The following is a 14,301-nucleotide window of genomic DNA, read 5'->3' as shown; positions in this document are numbered from 1 at the left end:
AACGCCCGTGTCCCTCTCCCTCTACGACGTCTCCATCCCTGTGTACCAGCGCATGCTGGGCAACCTCGCCTCGTTCCTGGACAAGGCCGAGGCCCATGCCAAGGCCGGCGGTCCCGGCCTGGAAACCCTGGCCGAGGCCAAGCTGATCGACGACATGGCCTCCTTCACCCGCCAGATCCAGCTGGCCAGCGACGCGGCCAAGGGCGGCGCCGCCCGCTTCGCCCAACAGGAAGCGCCCAGCATGCCCGACACCGAGACCACCTTCGCCGAACTGAGAGAGCGCATCGCCAAGACCCAGGCCTTCCTGGCCTCGATCAAGCGCGAGGACGTCGACGGCGGCGAGGGCCGGACCATCGAGCTGAAGCTGCCGAACCGCACCATGACCTTCACGGGTACGGAGTTCCTGACCGGCTTCTCGCTGCCCAACTTCCTGTTCCATGTGACCACCGCCTACGCCATCCTGCGCGCTCAGGGCGTGCCGCTGGGCAAGATGGACTTCCTAGCCGGCGGCCAGGCGCTGGCGGCGTAGGAAATGAAGGAGGCGGCTTTGAAATCGATCCTGAAAAGCCGCCTCCCCATCGCCCTGGTCCTCTGCCTGTTGGGCGGGGCGGCGCTCGCGCAGGACGACGGCTGGATAACGGTCAAGGCGGGTAACGCCTTCACCTTCGAGGCGCCGGCAGACATTCAGCTTCTTCCAGTCAAGAGCGAGGATGGGTTTTTCGGGCACTATGAAAGTGCGAGGTTTGGGTTCGATTTCGAATACGGCCTTTATGCCGCCGGTATGGATTACCTGCGATCCAAGCCCGGCTATGACGCCGAGGACACGGTTATCGACGGCAGAAAGGCCGTGATCTTCACTGGGCCAATCGAGGGCGTTGAGAATTGCACCTTCGAGACCTCGGCCTATGTGTGGGTTGAACCGGAGAAGCGGCCAGGCCTGAAACTGGCGATCAACGCCTGCTCAAATGGCTATGCCGGCGTGGTGCAGTTGCACAGGCTGTTCAAATCGCTCAGGTTCATCGAACCGAGCCGCTAGCGCAGTCCCCTCACTTCCGCTCATCCCCGCTTTCGCGGGGATGAGCGGATGGATGGGTCCGAGACCGCTCAGGCGCGCTTTTTGGCCGGCGCTTTCTTGTGCGCGGCGGGCTTCTTCCCCGCCCCACCCTTCTGCCCCAGGCTCCGCCGCAGCGCCTCCATCAGGTCGATGACCTCGGCCTCCTGCGGCGCCTCGACCGCCACGGTCTTGCCGTGGGCCTTCTGCTTGGCCTTGATCAGGTCGCGCAGGGCGTTTTCGTAGTGGTCCTTGAAATCGCTGGGGTCGAAGTCGCCGGCCTTCTGATCGATGATCCGGGCGGCGATGTCGATCATGCCCTTGTCGGGCCGCACGGCCGGGATGTCGCCGAACACGTCGGCCGGATCGCGGACCTCGTCATGGGTGCGCAGGGTATAGGCCAGCAGGCCCCGGTCGCGCGGCTCCATGGCCAGCAGCCGCTCGCGCTGGTGCATGACCACCCGGCCAAGCGCGATCTTGCCGGCCTTCTCCATCGCCTCGCGGATGACGCTGAAGGCCTCGACCGCCACCTTGCCGTCGGGGACCAGGTAGTAGGGGTCGTTCCAGTAGAGGCGGTCGATCTCGCTCTCGTCGACGAAGCGGTCAATGTCGATGGTGCGGGTGCTTTCCAGCCGGACGTTGTCGATCTCGTCCTGGGTGACCACGACATAGTGGTCCTTGGAAATCTCGAAGCCCTTGACGATGTCCGACCGCTCGATCGGCCCCAGCTCCGGATCGGTGGGGATCATGCGGATGCGGTTGTGGGTCTTCTTGTGCAGCATGTTGAAATGCACCTCGCCCGACCGCGAGGTCGCCGTGTAGAGGGCGACGGGGCAGGAGACGAGGGAGAGGCGCAGGTGGCCCTGCCAGGTGGGACGCGCGGCCATCATGGAACTCCGGGTTGCCCCGGCCTAACGCGCCGCGCGGCGACTCGTTCTCTCCGCTCCCGGCGGGAGCGGACGACCTCGCCAGAGCGAGGTCCGGTGAGGGTTTCAAGGCCGTGTGGTGGTCAGATGTAGCTACCTGAAGCCCATGGGCTAGGCGCCAAGCACAATAGCCGGGGAAACCTGTCGCCGACCGCCGCACGGCCCCGAAACCCTCACCGGGCCGGCCACGGGCGCGCTGCAGGCGCGCCTCGGGCGGGCCGTCCGCCCCCGCCGGGGGCGGAGTTGTTCTAGACGCCCGCCCCGGACCAGTCGCCGAACCCGGCCCCATCGGGCTTGCGGCCCGTCACCTTGCCGTAGAGCCGCACGATGGCGCGGCTGCCGGTGGTCTTGAACAGGAAGGGGAAGAGGCCGTGGGCGAAACAGGCCAGGCTGGCCACGAACAGCGAGGCGCCGACGCCCCAGGCCACGCCCATATGCTCGCCATAGGTCTCGTTGACCGCGTTGGGATGGTCGGTGAAGGGGTTGGACATGCAAGGCTCCCTGCTGGCCCTTTCGTAGGGTGAGCCTCGCCAGGGAGCAACCGGACTCGCGCGATTTTGCGGCAGATCACTCACGCCGCCGCCCAGGTGTGCCTATATTCCCCCAACGGGCGCCAAAGGGCGGCGCCTTTGAAGGGGAAGACCCGATGAATCGACTGACCTCCGTGCTCCGGCTGCTGCCGGCGCTGGCCGTGGCCGTTGTGCTGTCCGGCTGCGGGATCAATTCAATTCCGACCAACGACGAGAAGACCAAGGCCGCCTGGGGCGAGGTGCAGAACCAGTACCAGCGGCGCGCCGACCTGATTCCCAACCTGGTCTCGACCGTGAAGGGCTATGCGGCCCAGGAGAAGGCGGTGCTGACCGCCGTGACCGAAGCGCGGGCCAGCGCCACCCAGGTCAAGGTCGACGCCTCGACCATCACCAATCCGGCGCAGTTCCAGCAGTACGCGGCGGCCCAGGACAAGCTGTCGGGCGTGCTCGGCCGGCTGATGATGATCCAAGAGAACTATCCGGACCTGAAGTCGAACGCCAACTTCCTGGCCCTGCAGTCGCAGCTGGAAGGGACGGAGAACCGCATCGCCATCGCCCGCCGCGACTACAATGAGGCCGCGCGGGTCTACAACACCTCGTTGCGGACCTTCCCGAGCGTGATCTGGGCCAAGACCCTCTACGGCGGCCAGAAGCCGGCGCAGATCTTCCAGGCCACGGCCAGCAGCCAGACCGCGCCGACCGTGAGCTTCGATCCGGCGCCCGCGCCGGCTCCTGCTCCGACCCCAGCGCCCGCGACGAACTAGACCCGTGACGCTCATCCCGCACCGGGCGCGGGCCGTGATACTGGGGCTTGCCCTGGCTTTCACGGCCCAACTGGCCCCATTCTCGGCTGCGTGGGCCGCGCCAAGCTTCCCGCCGCCCAACGGCACGCATGTCGTCGACCAGGCGAACATCCTGTCCGACGCCACCGAGGCGAAGCTGAACGCGGACCTGACCGACCTGGAAAGCCGCACCAGCCATCAGGTGGTGGTGGCCACGGTCTCCTCCCTGCAAGGACTGGAGATCGAGGACTACGGCTACCAGTTGGGCCGGGCCTGGAAGATCGGCCGCGAGAAGGAGGATGACGGCGTCGTCCTGCTGGTCGCGCCGAACGACCGCAAGGTGCGGATCGAGGTCGGCTATGGCCTGGAGCCGGTGCTGACCGACGCCTTCTCCAGCGTCATCGTCAACCAGGCCATCCTGCCGAAATTCAAGGCGGGCGACTTCAATGGCGGCGTCATCGCCGGGACCGACGCCATCGTCCAGCAACTGAACCTGCCCGACGACCAGGCCAAGGCGGTGGCCGCCAAGGCCAAGACCAAGTCCCGCGGCGGCCCGCCGCCTTTGGCCTTCCTGATCCTGCTGGTCGTCTTCTTCGTGGTGCTGTCCAGCCTGCGCGGCCGGCGGCGGCGCGGGGGTCTGGGCGGAGCGCTGCCCTGGATCATCCTGGGCGGCATGAGCAGCGGCGGCTGGCGCGGCGGCGATGGCGGCGGTGGCGGGTTCGGCGGCGGCGGAGGCTTCTCCGGCGGCGGCGGCTCGTTCGGCGGCGGCGGTTCTTCGGGAGGCTGGTGAGATGGCGCTGAGCGAGACCGAACACGACCGTATCGCCGCCGCCGTGGCGGTCGCGGAAACCAAAACCGCCGGCGAGATCTACTGCGTGCTGGCGCCCAAGGTGTCGGACTATCGCGAGACGCCGCTCGCCTGGGCGGCGGTGGCGGCCCTGGTGCTGCCGGCCCTCGCCGTGCTGGCCGGCTGGCGGCCTGCGACCCTGCTGAACCTGATCAACGGCTGGAGCGCCGGCCATGACTCCGGCTCCAGCTTCGCGGCCCTGGCGGTCTATGGGCTGAGCCAGGCGGTGGTCTTCGGCCTGGCCGCCCTGATCGTGGCCGCCGCGCCGGTCCGGCGCCTGCTGACCCCGGCCAGCCTCAAGGCCGAGCGGGTGCACCGGGCGGCCATGGAGCAGTTCCTGGCCAAGGGCCTGCACCTGACCCAGGCCCGCACGGGCGTCCTGCTGTTCGCCTCCCTGGCCGAGCGCCGGGCCGAGGTGATCGCCGACGAAGGCATCTACGCCGCCGCCCCGAAAGACGTCTGGGACGAGGTGGTGCAGCTGCTGATCGCCGGCCTGGAGCGCAGGAAACCGGCCGACGGCTTCGTGGCCGCTATCCAGCGGTCGGGAGAAATCCTGGCCGCGCACGTGCCGCCGGGACCCGACAACCCCAACGAACTGCCGGACCGGCTGGTGGAGTTGCCCTGAGGCCCGTTTTTAGACTCTAGCCCTCTCCCCAGCCGTGGTTAAAGTCCGTTTGCGCCGCATGGCGCCAAGCGGCTTCACAGGGGGACGGATGATACGCGGAACGCTGCGCGGACTTGTGTTGGGGCTGATGCTGGCCTTCACGGCGCAGGTCGCCCTGGCCGGTCCGACCTTCCCTGAACTGACCGGACGGGTGGTCGATCAGGCCGAGGTGCTTTCGGCCGAAACCGAAGCGACCCTGGCGAAGGATCTGGAAGGCCTGGAAACCCGGACCGGTCACCAGTTCGTGGTGGTGACCGTGCCGTCTCTGCAGGGATTGGAGATCGAGGACTACGGCATCCTGCTGGGCCGCAAATGGGGTATCGGCCGCAAAGGCGCGAATGACGGCGTCCTCCTGCTGGTCGCCCCCAAGCAGCGCAAGGTGCGGATCGAGGTGGGCTACGGCCTGGAATCGGTGCTGACCGACGACGACGCCGGCGCCATCATCACCCAGGCCATCGTCCCGAAATTCAAGGCCGGCGACATCGACGGCGGCGTGAGCGCCGGCGCCGAGGCGATCATCAAGCAGATCGATTCCGCCTCGCCGCCACCGGCCGCGGCCGGCGCCAGCCCGCTGTCATCCGCCGGCGCGGCGGGCGCGCCCACGGCTCCCGCCTCGGGCGGCGTTTCCCTGGGAACGGTCATCCTGATTGCCGTGGTGGTCGCGTTGCTGGTCCGGATGCTGGGCGGCGGCCGCAAGACCCAGGTCGTCTATGCCGGCATGCCCGGCGCGCCCATGACCCAGGCCGGGGTTCCGGTTGCGGGCGCGGTCGACGCCAGTGGCGCGCCGATCATGGGCGCCGCCATGGACAATGGCATGGGTAACGCCGGTGGCGGTGGCGGCGGCGGTGGCGGTGTTCTCCCAGGCCTGATCATGGGGGCGGGGGCCGGCGCTGGCGGCATGCTGCTGGCCAATCGCATCCGCAACGGCAGTTGGTTCGGCGGCGGCGGCGGGCGCGGCGGCGGCGGCCTCTTCGGCGGAGGCGGGGGCCGCAGTTCTGGCGGGGGACTGTTCAGCGGCGGCGGAAGCAGCGGCGGCCGCAGCAGCTATCGAGGCGGCGGTGGGTCATTCGGGGGCGGCGGCGCCTCGGGGAGCTGGTGAGATGACGTTGAGCGAAGCCGACGAAGACCGCATCGCCCAGGCCGTGGCGGCTGCCGAAGCGACCACCGCCGGTGAAATCTACTGCGTGCTGGCGCCGCACGTTTCCGACTACCGCGAGACGCCCATCGCCTGGGCGGCGGGGGCGGCGATCGTCGCGCCCGGCCTGCTCGCGGTCTTCAGCCCCAGGACGCTGGCAGGCCTGGGATCCCTGTGGACCAGCGAGCCGGTGTCGGCGGCGCTGTCGGCCTTCGTGCTGGTCCAGGCGGTGATCTTCATCCTGGCGGCGCTGATCGTCGCCCAGCCGGCGGTGCGGCGCGCGCTGACCCCCGCCGGGCTGAAGGCCGAGCGGGTGCGCCGCGCGGCCATGGCCGAGTTCCTGGCCAAGGGCCTGCACATGACCGAGGGCCGGACCGGTGTGCTGCTGTTCGCCTCCGTGGCCGAGCGGCGGGCCGAGGTCATCGCTGACGAGGCCATCTACGAGGCGGCGCCCAAGGCGGTCTGGAGCGAGGTGGCGCAACGGCTGACCGAGGGCATGGGCCGCGGCGCCCCCGCCGACGGCTTTGTTGTCGCCGTCCAGAAGGCCGGCGAGACCCTGGCCGCCCATTTTCCGCCCGCCGCCGGCAACCCCAACGAACTGCCCGACCGCCCCGTGACGGCGTGAATGTGACGACATGAGCAGCATCGACCCGACCCGCGCCCAGTTCGACGCCTTCAAGGCCCTGCCGCGCGACAGGCCGATCCACATGCTCAACCTGGTCCGCCTCAGGCCGCTGGCCGACTATCCGGAGGATCACCCCAACCACGGCAAGGGGATGAGCGGGCTGGAGGCCTATCGCGCCTATGGCCGCGAGAGCGCCCCGGTGTTCGGCCGGGTCGGCGGGCGACAGGTCTGGGTCGGCAAGCCCGAGACCGTGGTCACAGGCCCGACCGATGAGCGCTGGGACCTGGCCTTCATCGCAGAATATCCCAGCGCCGGAGCCTTCCTGGAAATGGTCACCGACCCGCTCTATCGCGAGGTGGTCAGGCACCGGCAGGCCGGGGTCGAGGACAGCCGGCTGATCCGCATGAGCCCGGTCGAGCCCGGCGAAGGGTTCGGGGAGTAGCTACTCCGCCGCCATGGACACCGGCGCGCCCTGCGGCCCACGCACCAGCCGGCCCGGCAACGCGCCGGTCGGCTGGCCATCGCGGTAGGTGACCTGGCCCGCCACGATGGTGGCCACATAGCCGTCCGCCCGCTGCAGCAGCCGCCGCCCGCCGGCCGGCAGGTCATAGGCGATGCTGGGCGAATGCAGGGTCAGGGTCTCGTAGTCGATGACGTTGAGGTCGGCGCGGTAGCCCACCTCGATCAGGCCCCGGTCGTTCAGTCCGACCGAGCGGGCGGTGTCGAGGGTCTGCATGCGGACGATGGCCTCGATCGGGATTTTCGGCCCGCGGGTGCGGTCGCGCGTCCAGTGGGTCAGCATGTAGGTCGGAAAGCTGCCGTCGCAGATGGTGCCGACATGGGCGCCGCCGTCCGACAGGCCCGGCACCGTGTCGCGGTGCTGCAGCATGACGAAGCTGGGGTCCAGGTTGCCGTCGCCGTAGTTCAGGAACGGGTGGTAGAGCATCCCCTGCCCGCCGTTCGACAGCATGTGGTCCAGCGCCACTTCCTGTGGCGTGACGCCCCGGGCGGCCGCCAGCGAGGCCAGGGTCTTGTCCTGGGTCGGCTCATAGTCCGGGGCGACCGGATCCAGCGGGAAGATCATGTCCCAGGCCTGCAGGGCCGAGCCGGCGAATGGGCCCTTCACATTGAGGTCCTCGGCCAGCAGCCGGGCGCGGGTCATCGGCTCGGCCAGCTTCTCGCGGCGCTCGGCCGGCGGCAGGTGGGCGATCTCCTTCCAGGCCTCGTGCTGGCTGAACGGATGCAGGGTCAGTTCCAGCCCGAACAGCACCCCGACCGGACGGCCGCAGACCTGGGCCTTCATCGGGTTGCCGGCGTCGACCGACTCTTCCAACGCGGCCAGCAGCTTCTTCCAGGAGACGGTGTTGCGGTGGTTCTGGGCCAGGGTGAAGGCCAGCGGCCGGCCACTGGCCTCGACGATGCGGCGCAGCATGGCGAATTCGGCCAGGGGGTCGGGGGCGAAGTCGCTGACGAACTGCAGCACCCCGCGCCCGGCGGCCTTCAGGCCCAGGGCGATGCCGGTCAGCTCGTCCTCGCTGGCGGTCAGGGTCGGGGTCGGCTGGCCGTCGCTGGTGCGGTGGTTGAGGGTGCGCGAGGTGGAGAAGCCCAGGGCGCCGGCTTCCATGGCCCGCCTGGCGATGGCGGCCATGGCGTTGATCTCGGCCTGCGTCGCCGGCTCGCGGTTGGCGCCGCGCTCGCCCATGACGAAGACCCGCAAGGCGGCATGGGGCAGCTGGCTGCCGATATCGATGTCGAACTTCAGCTTGGCCAGGGCGTCGAGATAGTCGGGATAGCTTTCCCAGTTCCAGGGCAGCCCCTGGGTCATCACCGGGAAGGGAATGTCCTCTACCCCCTCCATCAGCCTGATGAGCCGGTCGTGGTCCTCCGGCTTGCAAGGAGCGAAGCCGACGCCGCAATTGCCCATCACCACGGTGGTGACCCCGTGCCAGGACGAGGGCTGCATGCGCTCGTCCCAGGTCGCCTGGCCGTCATAATGGGTGTGCACATCGACGAAGCCTGGCGTGACCAGCTTTCCCGTGGCGTCGATCTCTTCCACACCGGCCGGCAGGTTTGGCGCGACGGCCGCGATCAGCCCGTCCTTGACCCCGATATCGGCCTGGAAGGGAGCCTCGCCGGAGCCGTCGACCACCGTCCCGCCGCGCAGGACCAGATCATAGGCGCGTTCCATGGCGCTCGCTCCCTTGAGTTATCGTTGTTCAGGGAAATGTCGCGCCGCCTTCCCCGCACGTCAACAGGCTAGGGCCGATCGACATTCATCGATCTCTGAGATTCACACTCCCACCTAAATTCCGTCGTGGCCGGCCGAAGTGCCGGCCACCCATAGACTCGGTGCGTCAAGCCGCTCTCGGACAGCGCCGCCGCTAACCGTCATTGCCGGTGTTTATGGGTCGCCGGGACAAGCCCGGCGATGACGGTTGAAGGGTGGTTTGGAGCTGCCACACCTGAATATCGATACGACCTAGCGAAGTTCCACGCCCACGATCCCCCGGCAGGTCTTGGCCGGGCAGCCGGACGGATTGCCCTCCGGGGCGATGACGTAGAGCAGGCGCAGCGGGCGCTTGAGGGTCACCGCCTGCTGGCTGAGCCGCAGAACCGCGTCGGCCAGGGCGTTGGTCATCTCGACGGCGAACTGGCGCGGCGTGTCCTCGGGCGACTGGCCGGAGAGGCCGACGCCGGGCGGGGCGGCGCAGGTGAGGCCGATATGGTCGCGATAGGCCGAGATGGCTGTGATGTTGCACTCGATCCAGGCGCCGCCGTTGGGCGCTGGCGGAAGATCCTGGGCGCCTCCGAGACTGGGGGCGAGGAGCAGGGCGGCCGTGAAGAATAGGCGGGGGGTGAGGCGGAGCAGAGTCTTCATGCCCGCCAAGGGATCACAGCCCGCGGTGGGCTTGCAAGAGTCGGGGCAAGGTTGACGCTAGCGGCATCTGGCGCGAGGCGGAACTCTCCCCTAGGGTCAATCCTGAAAATTCAAACTAGCGTTTGACTCAATCCCACAAGAGGAACCGCCCATGCGCGACGCCGTCATCGTCTCCTACGCCCGAACGGGCCTGGCCAAGTCCAACCGGGGCGGGTTCAACAACACCCACGGCGCGGCCATGGCCGGCCACGCCATCCAGCACGCCGTCTCGCGGGCCGGGCTGGAAGGGGCCGAGGTCGAGGACGTCATCATCGGCTGCGGCGGGCCGGAAGGCGCGACCGGCATGAACGTCGCCCGCAACGCCGCCATCTGGGCCGGCCTGCCGGTGACCAGTTCGGGCACCACCATCAACCGCTTCTGCTCCTCGGGCCTGCAGGCCATCGCCTCGGCCGCCCACTATGTGAAGAACGAGGGCGCCAATGTCGCCATCGGCGGCGGGGTGGAGTCGATCTCCCTGGTGCAGGGCGGCGGCCACATGAACACCTTCCGCATCACCGAAGAGAAGCTGCTGAAGATCAAGCCGGCCCTGTGGATGGCGATGATCGACACCGCCGACATCGTCGCCAAGCGCTACAACGTCAGCCGCGAGTACCAGGACGAATACGCCCTGCGCAGCCAGCAGCGCATCGCCGCCGCCCAGCAGGCCGGGCTGTTCAAGGACGAGATCGTCCCGATGAACACCAAGATGAAGGTGATCGACAAGGCCACCAAGGAAGAGTCCATCGTCGACTACGTGGTCGACAAGGACGAGTGCAACCGCCCCGACACCACCCTGGAAGGCCTGGCCAGCCTGCAGCCGGTCAAGGGCGAGGGCAATTTCGTCACCGCCGGCAACGCCAGCCAGCTCTCGGACGGCGCCGCCGCCGTGGTGGTCATGGAGGCCAAGGAGGCCGAGCGCCGGGGCCTGACCCCGATGGGCGCCTTCAAGGGCTTCGCCGTCGCCGGCTGCGAGCCGGACGAGATGGGCATCGGCCCGATCTACGCCGTGCCGCGCCTGCTGGAACGCCACGGCCTGAAGGTCGACGACATCGACATCTGGGAGCTGAACGAGGCCTTCGCCTCGCAGTGCCTCTACAGCCGCGACACCCTGGGCATCGACCCGGAGAAGTACAACGTCAACGGCGGCTCCATCGCCATCGGCCACCCCTTCGGCATGACCGGCGCCCGCTGCACCGGCCACATCCTGATGGAGGGCAAGCGCCGGGGCGCCAAGCTGGGCGTGGTGACCATGTGCATCGGCGGGGGCATGGGCGCGGCCGGGCTGTTCGAGATCTTCTAGGTCCAGTTCACCGGCCCGAAAGACGAAACGGCGGCGGGGGCAACCTCGCCGCCGTTATCATTTGAGCAATCCGAAGCACGGCTTCCTACGTATGGGGGAGAGCAACTCCCATCGTCGGCAACCGTTTGAACACCATGCGACACGACCACACCGGAGACCCCACCGTAGCCGTCAAGATTCTGCTGGCCGCCGCCGCCGCCCTGGCGATCGCCGTCGGACTGTTGATGCCGCTGCCGGGTCAATCGAAACCGGACGCTACCCACTCGCAGATTCCGACCATGGAAGTCGGCAAGGGCTAGGCTACCCTTGCGTCGAACCCGGCGCTGACGGAACGGCCGCGCAGCCTTTCAGCACCCGCGTCCCCAGCGTGACCTCGGCGGTGTAGGTCCACACCCGGTCGCTCATGCCGTCCGAGCAGGGTCCCGCCGTCACCTTGACCACGATCGAACCCGTGGCGTTGTTGGCCGTCCAGGTCGCCGCGCCGCCGGCCTCGGCCTTGGCGGCGTTGGCGAAGGCCTGGGCCGGGGCGTCCGGTTCGGAGAACTCAACGGCGGTTCCGCGGATCTTCACCGCCCAGAACGGTTCGGTGCCGGCCAGGTCCAGGTCGGCCGGATAGGCGGCGGCCGGTGGTGTGGTGGTCGGCGGCGGGGCCGGAGCATCGGCGGGCGGACCGGCCGGAGGGCCGTCCTGGCCGTCATGGGACTGGTCGCAGGCGGCCAGCAGAAGGGCTGAAACGAAGACAGCGGCGATGGGGCGCATCGGTAGGTCTCCCAATAGGTCCGGCTCAGGCTAGACTTGTTTTCACGATGAGTCGAAACGGCCCCTTCAGCCTGTATGAATTCTTCGCCGGCGGGGGCATGGCCCGGCTGGGCCTGGGCGAGCATTGGGGCTGCCTGTTCGCCAACGACTTCGACCCGGTCAAGGCGGCCGTCTATCGCGACAATTTCGGCGACGCCCATATGCGAGAGGGCGATGTCTGGGCCCTGACCAGCAGCGACCTGCCGGGCCGCGCGGACCTGGCCTGGGCCTCCAGCCCCTGCCAGGACTTCAGTCTGGCCGGCGCGCGGGCCGGACTGACCGGCGGCAAGTCCTCGGCCTTCTTCGGCTTCTGGCGGCTGATAGAGGCCCTGGATGACGAGGCGCGCGCGCCCCGGGCCCTGGTCATCGAGAATGTCAGTGGCCTGATGACCTCACACGGCGGCACCGATTTCGCCGCCCTGACCGAGGCGCTGAGTTCACGCGGCTATCGCTTCGGCGCTCTGGAGATCGACGCCGCGGCCTTCCTGCCCCAGTCGCGGCCCCGAGTGTTCATCATCGCCACCCGCGAGGCGGTCCCCGCCAACCTGATCGGTCCCAGCCCCTTCCATACCCGCGCGGTCCGGGCCGCCTTCAGCCACCTTTCGATGGAGCAGCGCAGCCACTGGCTGTGGTGGCGCCTGGCCGCCCCGCCGCTGCGCAATCAGACCCTCGCCGCCCTGCTCGAGCCCGACGCGGCGGTCGACTGGCGCACGCCCGAACAGACCGGCAAGCTGCTCGGCCTGATGAATCCCACGCATTACGACCGCCTCAAGACCGCCGCCGCTAAGGGCCGCGCCGTCGGGGCGGTGTTCCGGCGCATGCGCGGCGGCGATCAGCGGGCCGAGGCCAGGTTCGACGGCCTGGCCGGCTGCCTGCGCACGCCCGCCGGCGGCTCATCCCGCCAGACCCTGGTGGTGGCCGAAGGCGATGAGGTCCGCTCGCGCCTGCTCACCGGGCGCGAGGGGGCCCGGCTGATGGGCCTGCCCGACAGCTATCGCCTCCCCGCCAGCCAGACGGCGGCCCTGCAGGTGGTGGGCGATGGAGTGGCCGTGCCGGTCGTCCGCTGGCTGGCCGAGCACCTGCTCGAACCCCTGCTCGGCGAGGCTGACAGGAAGCCCGCGGCGGCCTAGATTGGGGACACCTTCCCCACATGAGAGCCGCCCCCATGCCGCAAGCCTATGACGCCGCCCGCTACAAGCGCGCCGGCCGTGGCCGCATCTTCGATTCCGTGCTCGATCTGGTCGGCGACACGCCGCTGGTCCGCCTGCCCCGGCTGTCGGCCGAGCTGAGGCCGGTCGGCGAGGTGGTCGCCAAGCTGGAATTCTTCAACCCGCTGTCGTCGGTGAAGGACCGTATCGGCGTCTCGATGATCGAGGCCCTGGAAGCCGAGGGCAAACTGAAGCCCGGCGCCACCATCGTCGAGCCGACCAGCGGCAACACCGGCATCGCGCTCGCCTTCGTGGCCGCCGCCAAGGGCTACAGGTTGATCCTGGTCATGCCCGACTCGATGTCGATCGAGCGGCGCAAGATGCTGCTGATCCTGGGGGCCCGGCTGGAACTGACCCCGGCCGAGAAGGGCATGCGCGGCGCCGTCGCCCGGGCCCAGGAGCTGCTGGCGGAAAACCCCGGCTCGGTGATGCCCCAGCAGTTCGAGAACTGGGCCAACCCGCTGATCCACCGGGTCTCGACCGCCGAGGAAATCTGGAACGACACCGACGGCAAGGTCGATGTGGTCGTCTCGGGCGTCGGCACCGGCGGCACGATCAGCGGCGTCGGCCAGGTGCTCAAGCCCCGCAAGCCGTCGCTGCGGATGGTGGCTGTGGAGCCGGAAAACTCACCCGTGCTGTCGGGCGGCGCGCCCGGTCCGCACAAGATCCAGGGCATCGGCGCCGGCTTCGTCCCCGGCATCCTGGACCGCAGCGTCATCGACGAGGTCGTCCAGGTCAGCAACGACGACAGCTTCGACATGGCCCGGCGCTGCGCGGCGATCGAAGGCATCCCGGTCGGCATCTCGTCCGGCGCGGCCCTGACCGCCGGCTTCAGCATCGCGGCGCGGCCCGAGATGGCCGGCAAGTTGATCGTGGTGATCATCCCCAGCTTCGCCGAGCGCTATCTGTCGACGGCGCTGTTCGAGGGCCTTTGACGGACGTCTACAGTGCGGAGAAGCGCTCGGCGGTGATGCGCCGGGTCAGGAGCCGCGACACCGGGCCCGAGCGGACGGTGCGGCGGCTGCTGACGGCGCTTGGGGTGCGGTATCGGCTGCATCGGGCCGACCTGCCGGGCAAGCCCGACATCGTCATGCCGGGACGGCGGCTGGCGATCTTCGTGCATGGCTGCTTCTGGCATGGGCATGACTGCGCGCGGGGGGGGCGGGTCCCGAAAGCCAACCGCGACTACTGGCTGGGCAAGGTGGGGCGAAACCGGGACCGGGACGTCGTCAGCCGCGCGGCGCTGGAGGCGGCGGGCTGGCGGGTCGAGACGGTGTGGGAGTGCGAGTTGAAGGACGAGGCGGCGCTAAGGACGCGGCTTGCCGGGCTGCTGGGAGAACAAACTCCGCCTCCGTAGGGGGCGGACGGCCCGCCCGAGGCGCGCCTGCAGCGCGCCCGTGGCCGGCCAGGTGGGGGTGTTCGGGCAAGGGCTGGGCTGGCCGGCTTGGCAGGGCGGATTGCAGGACACCCGAGGGCCGATGGCAACGGGAGCGCCCTTGCCCGAAGACCCCCTCCGGA

The 14,301-nt window shown here is 69.1% G+C and carries 18 protein-coding genes; 13 read left to right on the top strand and 5 right to left on the bottom strand.

Translation table 11 applies throughout. The features are described 5' to 3' along the window. Window positions 1–7: 7 nt before the first annotated feature. Entirely contained in the window at window positions 8–529 is a 522-nt protein-coding gene (locus tag QO010_RS12335) for a DUF1993 domain-containing protein (protein WP_307349522.1), read from the top strand. Between the two features lie 18 nt (window positions 530–547). Further along, on the top strand, window positions 548–1,036 hold the full coding sequence (locus QO010_RS12330; protein ID WP_307349520.1) for a hypothetical protein: 489 nt from the start codon (window positions 548–550) through the stop codon (window positions 1,034–1,036). 68 nt (window positions 1,037–1,104) lie between these two features. Here the strand turns inward: QO010_RS12330 and ku are convergent, their stop codons facing one another. Together ku and QO010_RS12320 are read right to left on the bottom strand one after the other, a co-directional pair. Then, entirely contained in the window at window positions 1,105–1,938 is an 834-nt protein-coding gene (gene ku, locus QO010_RS12325) for a non-homologous end joining protein Ku (RefSeq protein ID WP_307349519.1), read from the bottom strand. A 287-nt stretch (window positions 1,939–2,225) separates the two neighbouring features. After that, window positions 2,226–2,468 (bottom strand): DUF6356 family protein, encoded by a 243-nt coding sequence (locus tag QO010_RS12320; protein WP_307349518.1) that lies wholly within the window; start codon window positions 2,466–2,468, stop codon window positions 2,226–2,228. A gap of 155 nt (window positions 2,469–2,623) precedes the next feature. On the opposite strand from QO010_RS12320, the gene QO010_RS12315 reads away from it, so the two are divergent. The 6 genes from QO010_RS12315 to QO010_RS12290 all read left to right on the top strand — a co-directional run bounded on the left by QO010_RS12315 (window position 2,624) and on the right by QO010_RS12290 (window position 7,002). Next, complete coding sequence (locus QO010_RS12315; protein WP_307349517.1) at window positions 2,624–3,271, top strand: LemA family protein; 648 nt, start codon at window positions 2,624–2,626, stop codon at window positions 3,269–3,271. 4 nt (window positions 3,272–3,275) lie between these two features. Beyond that, window positions 3,276–4,079 carry a TPM domain-containing protein gene (locus QO010_RS12310; RefSeq protein WP_370873752.1) on the top strand — a complete coding sequence of 268 codons (804 nt, stop codon included), beginning with the start codon at window positions 3,276–3,278 and terminating at the stop codon, window positions 4,077–4,079. A 1-nt stretch (window position 4,080) separates the two neighbouring features. Continuing rightward, on the top strand, window positions 4,081–4,761 hold the full coding sequence (locus tag QO010_RS12305; protein ID WP_307349515.1) for a TPM domain-containing protein: 681 nt from the start codon (window positions 4,081–4,083) through the stop codon (window positions 4,759–4,761). Between the two features lie 88 nt (window positions 4,762–4,849). Continuing rightward, window positions 4,850–5,899, top strand: coding sequence for a TPM domain-containing protein (locus tag QO010_RS12300; protein WP_307349513.1), 1,050 nt, complete (start codon window positions 4,850–4,852; stop codon window positions 5,897–5,899). A gap of 1 nt (window position 5,900) precedes the next feature. After that, window positions 5,901–6,560 carry a TPM domain-containing protein gene (locus QO010_RS12295; RefSeq protein WP_307349512.1) on the top strand — a complete coding sequence of 220 codons (660 nt, stop codon included), beginning with the start codon at window positions 5,901–5,903 and terminating at the stop codon, window positions 6,558–6,560. Window positions 6,561–6,570: 10 nt separating this feature from the next. Further along, a complete protein-coding gene (locus tag QO010_RS12290; RefSeq protein ID WP_307349511.1) occupies window positions 6,571–7,002 on the top strand; it encodes a DUF1330 domain-containing protein in 432 nt (143 codons plus the stop codon). On the opposite strand, the gene QO010_RS12285 is transcribed toward QO010_RS12290, so the two are convergent. Beyond that, the gene (locus QO010_RS12285) at window positions 7,003–8,748 is read right to left on the bottom strand and encodes an N-acyl-D-amino-acid deacylase family protein (RefSeq protein ID WP_307349509.1); all 1,746 of its coding nucleotides are present in this window, start codon (window positions 8,746–8,748) and stop codon (window positions 7,003–7,005) included. A gap of 291 nt (window positions 8,749–9,039) precedes the next feature. After that, a complete protein-coding gene (locus QO010_RS12280; RefSeq protein ID WP_307349507.1) occupies window positions 9,040–9,438 on the bottom strand; it encodes a hypothetical protein in 399 nt (132 codons plus the stop codon). Window positions 9,439–9,589: 151 nt separating this feature from the next. On the opposite strand from QO010_RS12280, the gene QO010_RS12275 reads away from it, so the two are divergent. Beyond that, a complete protein-coding gene (locus tag QO010_RS12275; RefSeq protein ID WP_307349505.1) occupies window positions 9,590–10,777 on the top strand; it encodes an acetyl-CoA C-acyltransferase in 1,188 nt (395 codons plus the stop codon). Between the two features lie 134 nt (window positions 10,778–10,911). After that, window positions 10,912–11,076, top strand: coding sequence for a hypothetical protein (locus tag QO010_RS12270; RefSeq protein WP_307349504.1), 165 nt, complete (start codon window positions 10,912–10,914; stop codon window positions 11,074–11,076). A 1-nt stretch (window position 11,077) separates the two neighbouring features. Here QO010_RS12270 and QO010_RS12265 read toward each other — a convergent pair whose 3' ends face one another. Next, entirely contained in the window at window positions 11,078–11,536 is a 459-nt protein-coding gene (locus QO010_RS12265) for a COG3650 family protein (protein ID WP_307349502.1), read from the bottom strand. 47 nt (window positions 11,537–11,583) lie between these two features. Between QO010_RS12265 and QO010_RS12260 the strand changes: the two genes are divergently transcribed. From QO010_RS12260 to QO010_RS12250, 3 genes are read left to right on the top strand one after another with little or no spacing between them, the layout of a single operon-like run. Further along, a complete protein-coding gene (locus tag QO010_RS12260) occupies window positions 11,584–12,705 on the top strand; it encodes a DNA cytosine methyltransferase (protein ID WP_307349500.1) in 1,122 nt (373 codons plus the stop codon). Between the two features lie 35 nt (window positions 12,706–12,740). After that, window positions 12,741–13,718 (top strand): cysteine synthase A, encoded by a 978-nt coding sequence (cysK, locus tag QO010_RS12255; RefSeq protein ID WP_307349498.1) that lies wholly within the window; start codon window positions 12,741–12,743, stop codon window positions 13,716–13,718. Further along, window positions 13,715–14,140, top strand: coding sequence for a very short patch repair endonuclease (locus QO010_RS12250; protein WP_307349497.1), 426 nt, complete (start codon window positions 13,715–13,717; stop codon window positions 14,138–14,140). Before cysK ends, QO010_RS12250 begins: the two co-directional genes overlap by 4 nt. Window positions 14,141–14,301 lie beyond the last annotated feature (161 nt).

Origin of the sequence: Caulobacter ginsengisoli, assembly GCF_030814835.1 — a bacterium.
Lineage (GTDB): Bacteria > Pseudomonadota > Alphaproteobacteria > Caulobacterales > Caulobacteraceae > Caulobacter > Caulobacter ginsengisoli.
This window is presented reverse-complemented; position numbering and strand designations above follow the sequence as displayed.

Excerpts from the sequence above, each read along its gene's own strand:
- ku (WP_307349519.1), bottom strand. The coding sequence starts at position 1,938 with ATGGCCGCGCGTCCCACCTGGCAGGGCCACCTGCGCCTCTCCCTCGTC.
- QO010_RS12320 (WP_307349518.1), bottom strand. The coding sequence starts at position 2,468 with ATGTCCAACCCCTTCACCGACCATCCCAACGCGGTCAACGAGACCTAT.
- QO010_RS12315 (WP_307349517.1), top strand. The coding sequence starts at position 2,624 with ATGAATCGACTGACCTCCGTGCTCCGGCTGCTGCCGGCGCTGGCCGTG.
- QO010_RS12305 (WP_307349515.1), top strand. The coding sequence starts at position 4,081 with ATGGCGCTGAGCGAGACCGAACACGACCGTATCGCCGCCGCCGTGGCG.
- QO010_RS12300 (WP_307349513.1), top strand. The coding sequence starts at position 4,850 with ATGATACGCGGAACGCTGCGCGGACTTGTGTTGGGGCTGATGCTGGCC.
- QO010_RS12295 (WP_307349512.1), top strand. The coding sequence starts at position 5,901 with ATGACGTTGAGCGAAGCCGACGAAGACCGCATCGCCCAGGCCGTGGCG.
- QO010_RS12290 (WP_307349511.1), top strand. The coding sequence starts at position 6,571 with ATGAGCAGCATCGACCCGACCCGCGCCCAGTTCGACGCCTTCAAGGCC.
- QO010_RS12285 (WP_307349509.1), bottom strand. The coding sequence starts at position 8,748 with ATGGAACGCGCCTATGATCTGGTCCTGCGCGGCGGGACGGTGGTCGAC.
- QO010_RS12280 (WP_307349507.1), bottom strand. The coding sequence starts at position 9,438 with ATGAAGACTCTGCTCCGCCTCACCCCCCGCCTATTCTTCACGGCCGCC.
- QO010_RS12275 (WP_307349505.1), top strand. The coding sequence starts at position 9,590 with ATGCGCGACGCCGTCATCGTCTCCTACGCCCGAACGGGCCTGGCCAAG.
- QO010_RS12270 (WP_307349504.1), top strand. The coding sequence starts at position 10,912 with ATGCGACACGACCACACCGGAGACCCCACCGTAGCCGTCAAGATTCTG.
- QO010_RS12265 (WP_307349502.1), bottom strand. The coding sequence starts at position 11,536 with ATGCGCCCCATCGCCGCTGTCTTCGTTTCAGCCCTTCTGCTGGCCGCC.
- QO010_RS12260 (WP_307349500.1), top strand. The coding sequence starts at position 11,584 with ATGAGTCGAAACGGCCCCTTCAGCCTGTATGAATTCTTCGCCGGCGGG.
- cysK (WP_307349498.1), top strand. The coding sequence starts at position 12,741 with ATGCCGCAAGCCTATGACGCCGCCCGCTACAAGCGCGCCGGCCGTGGC.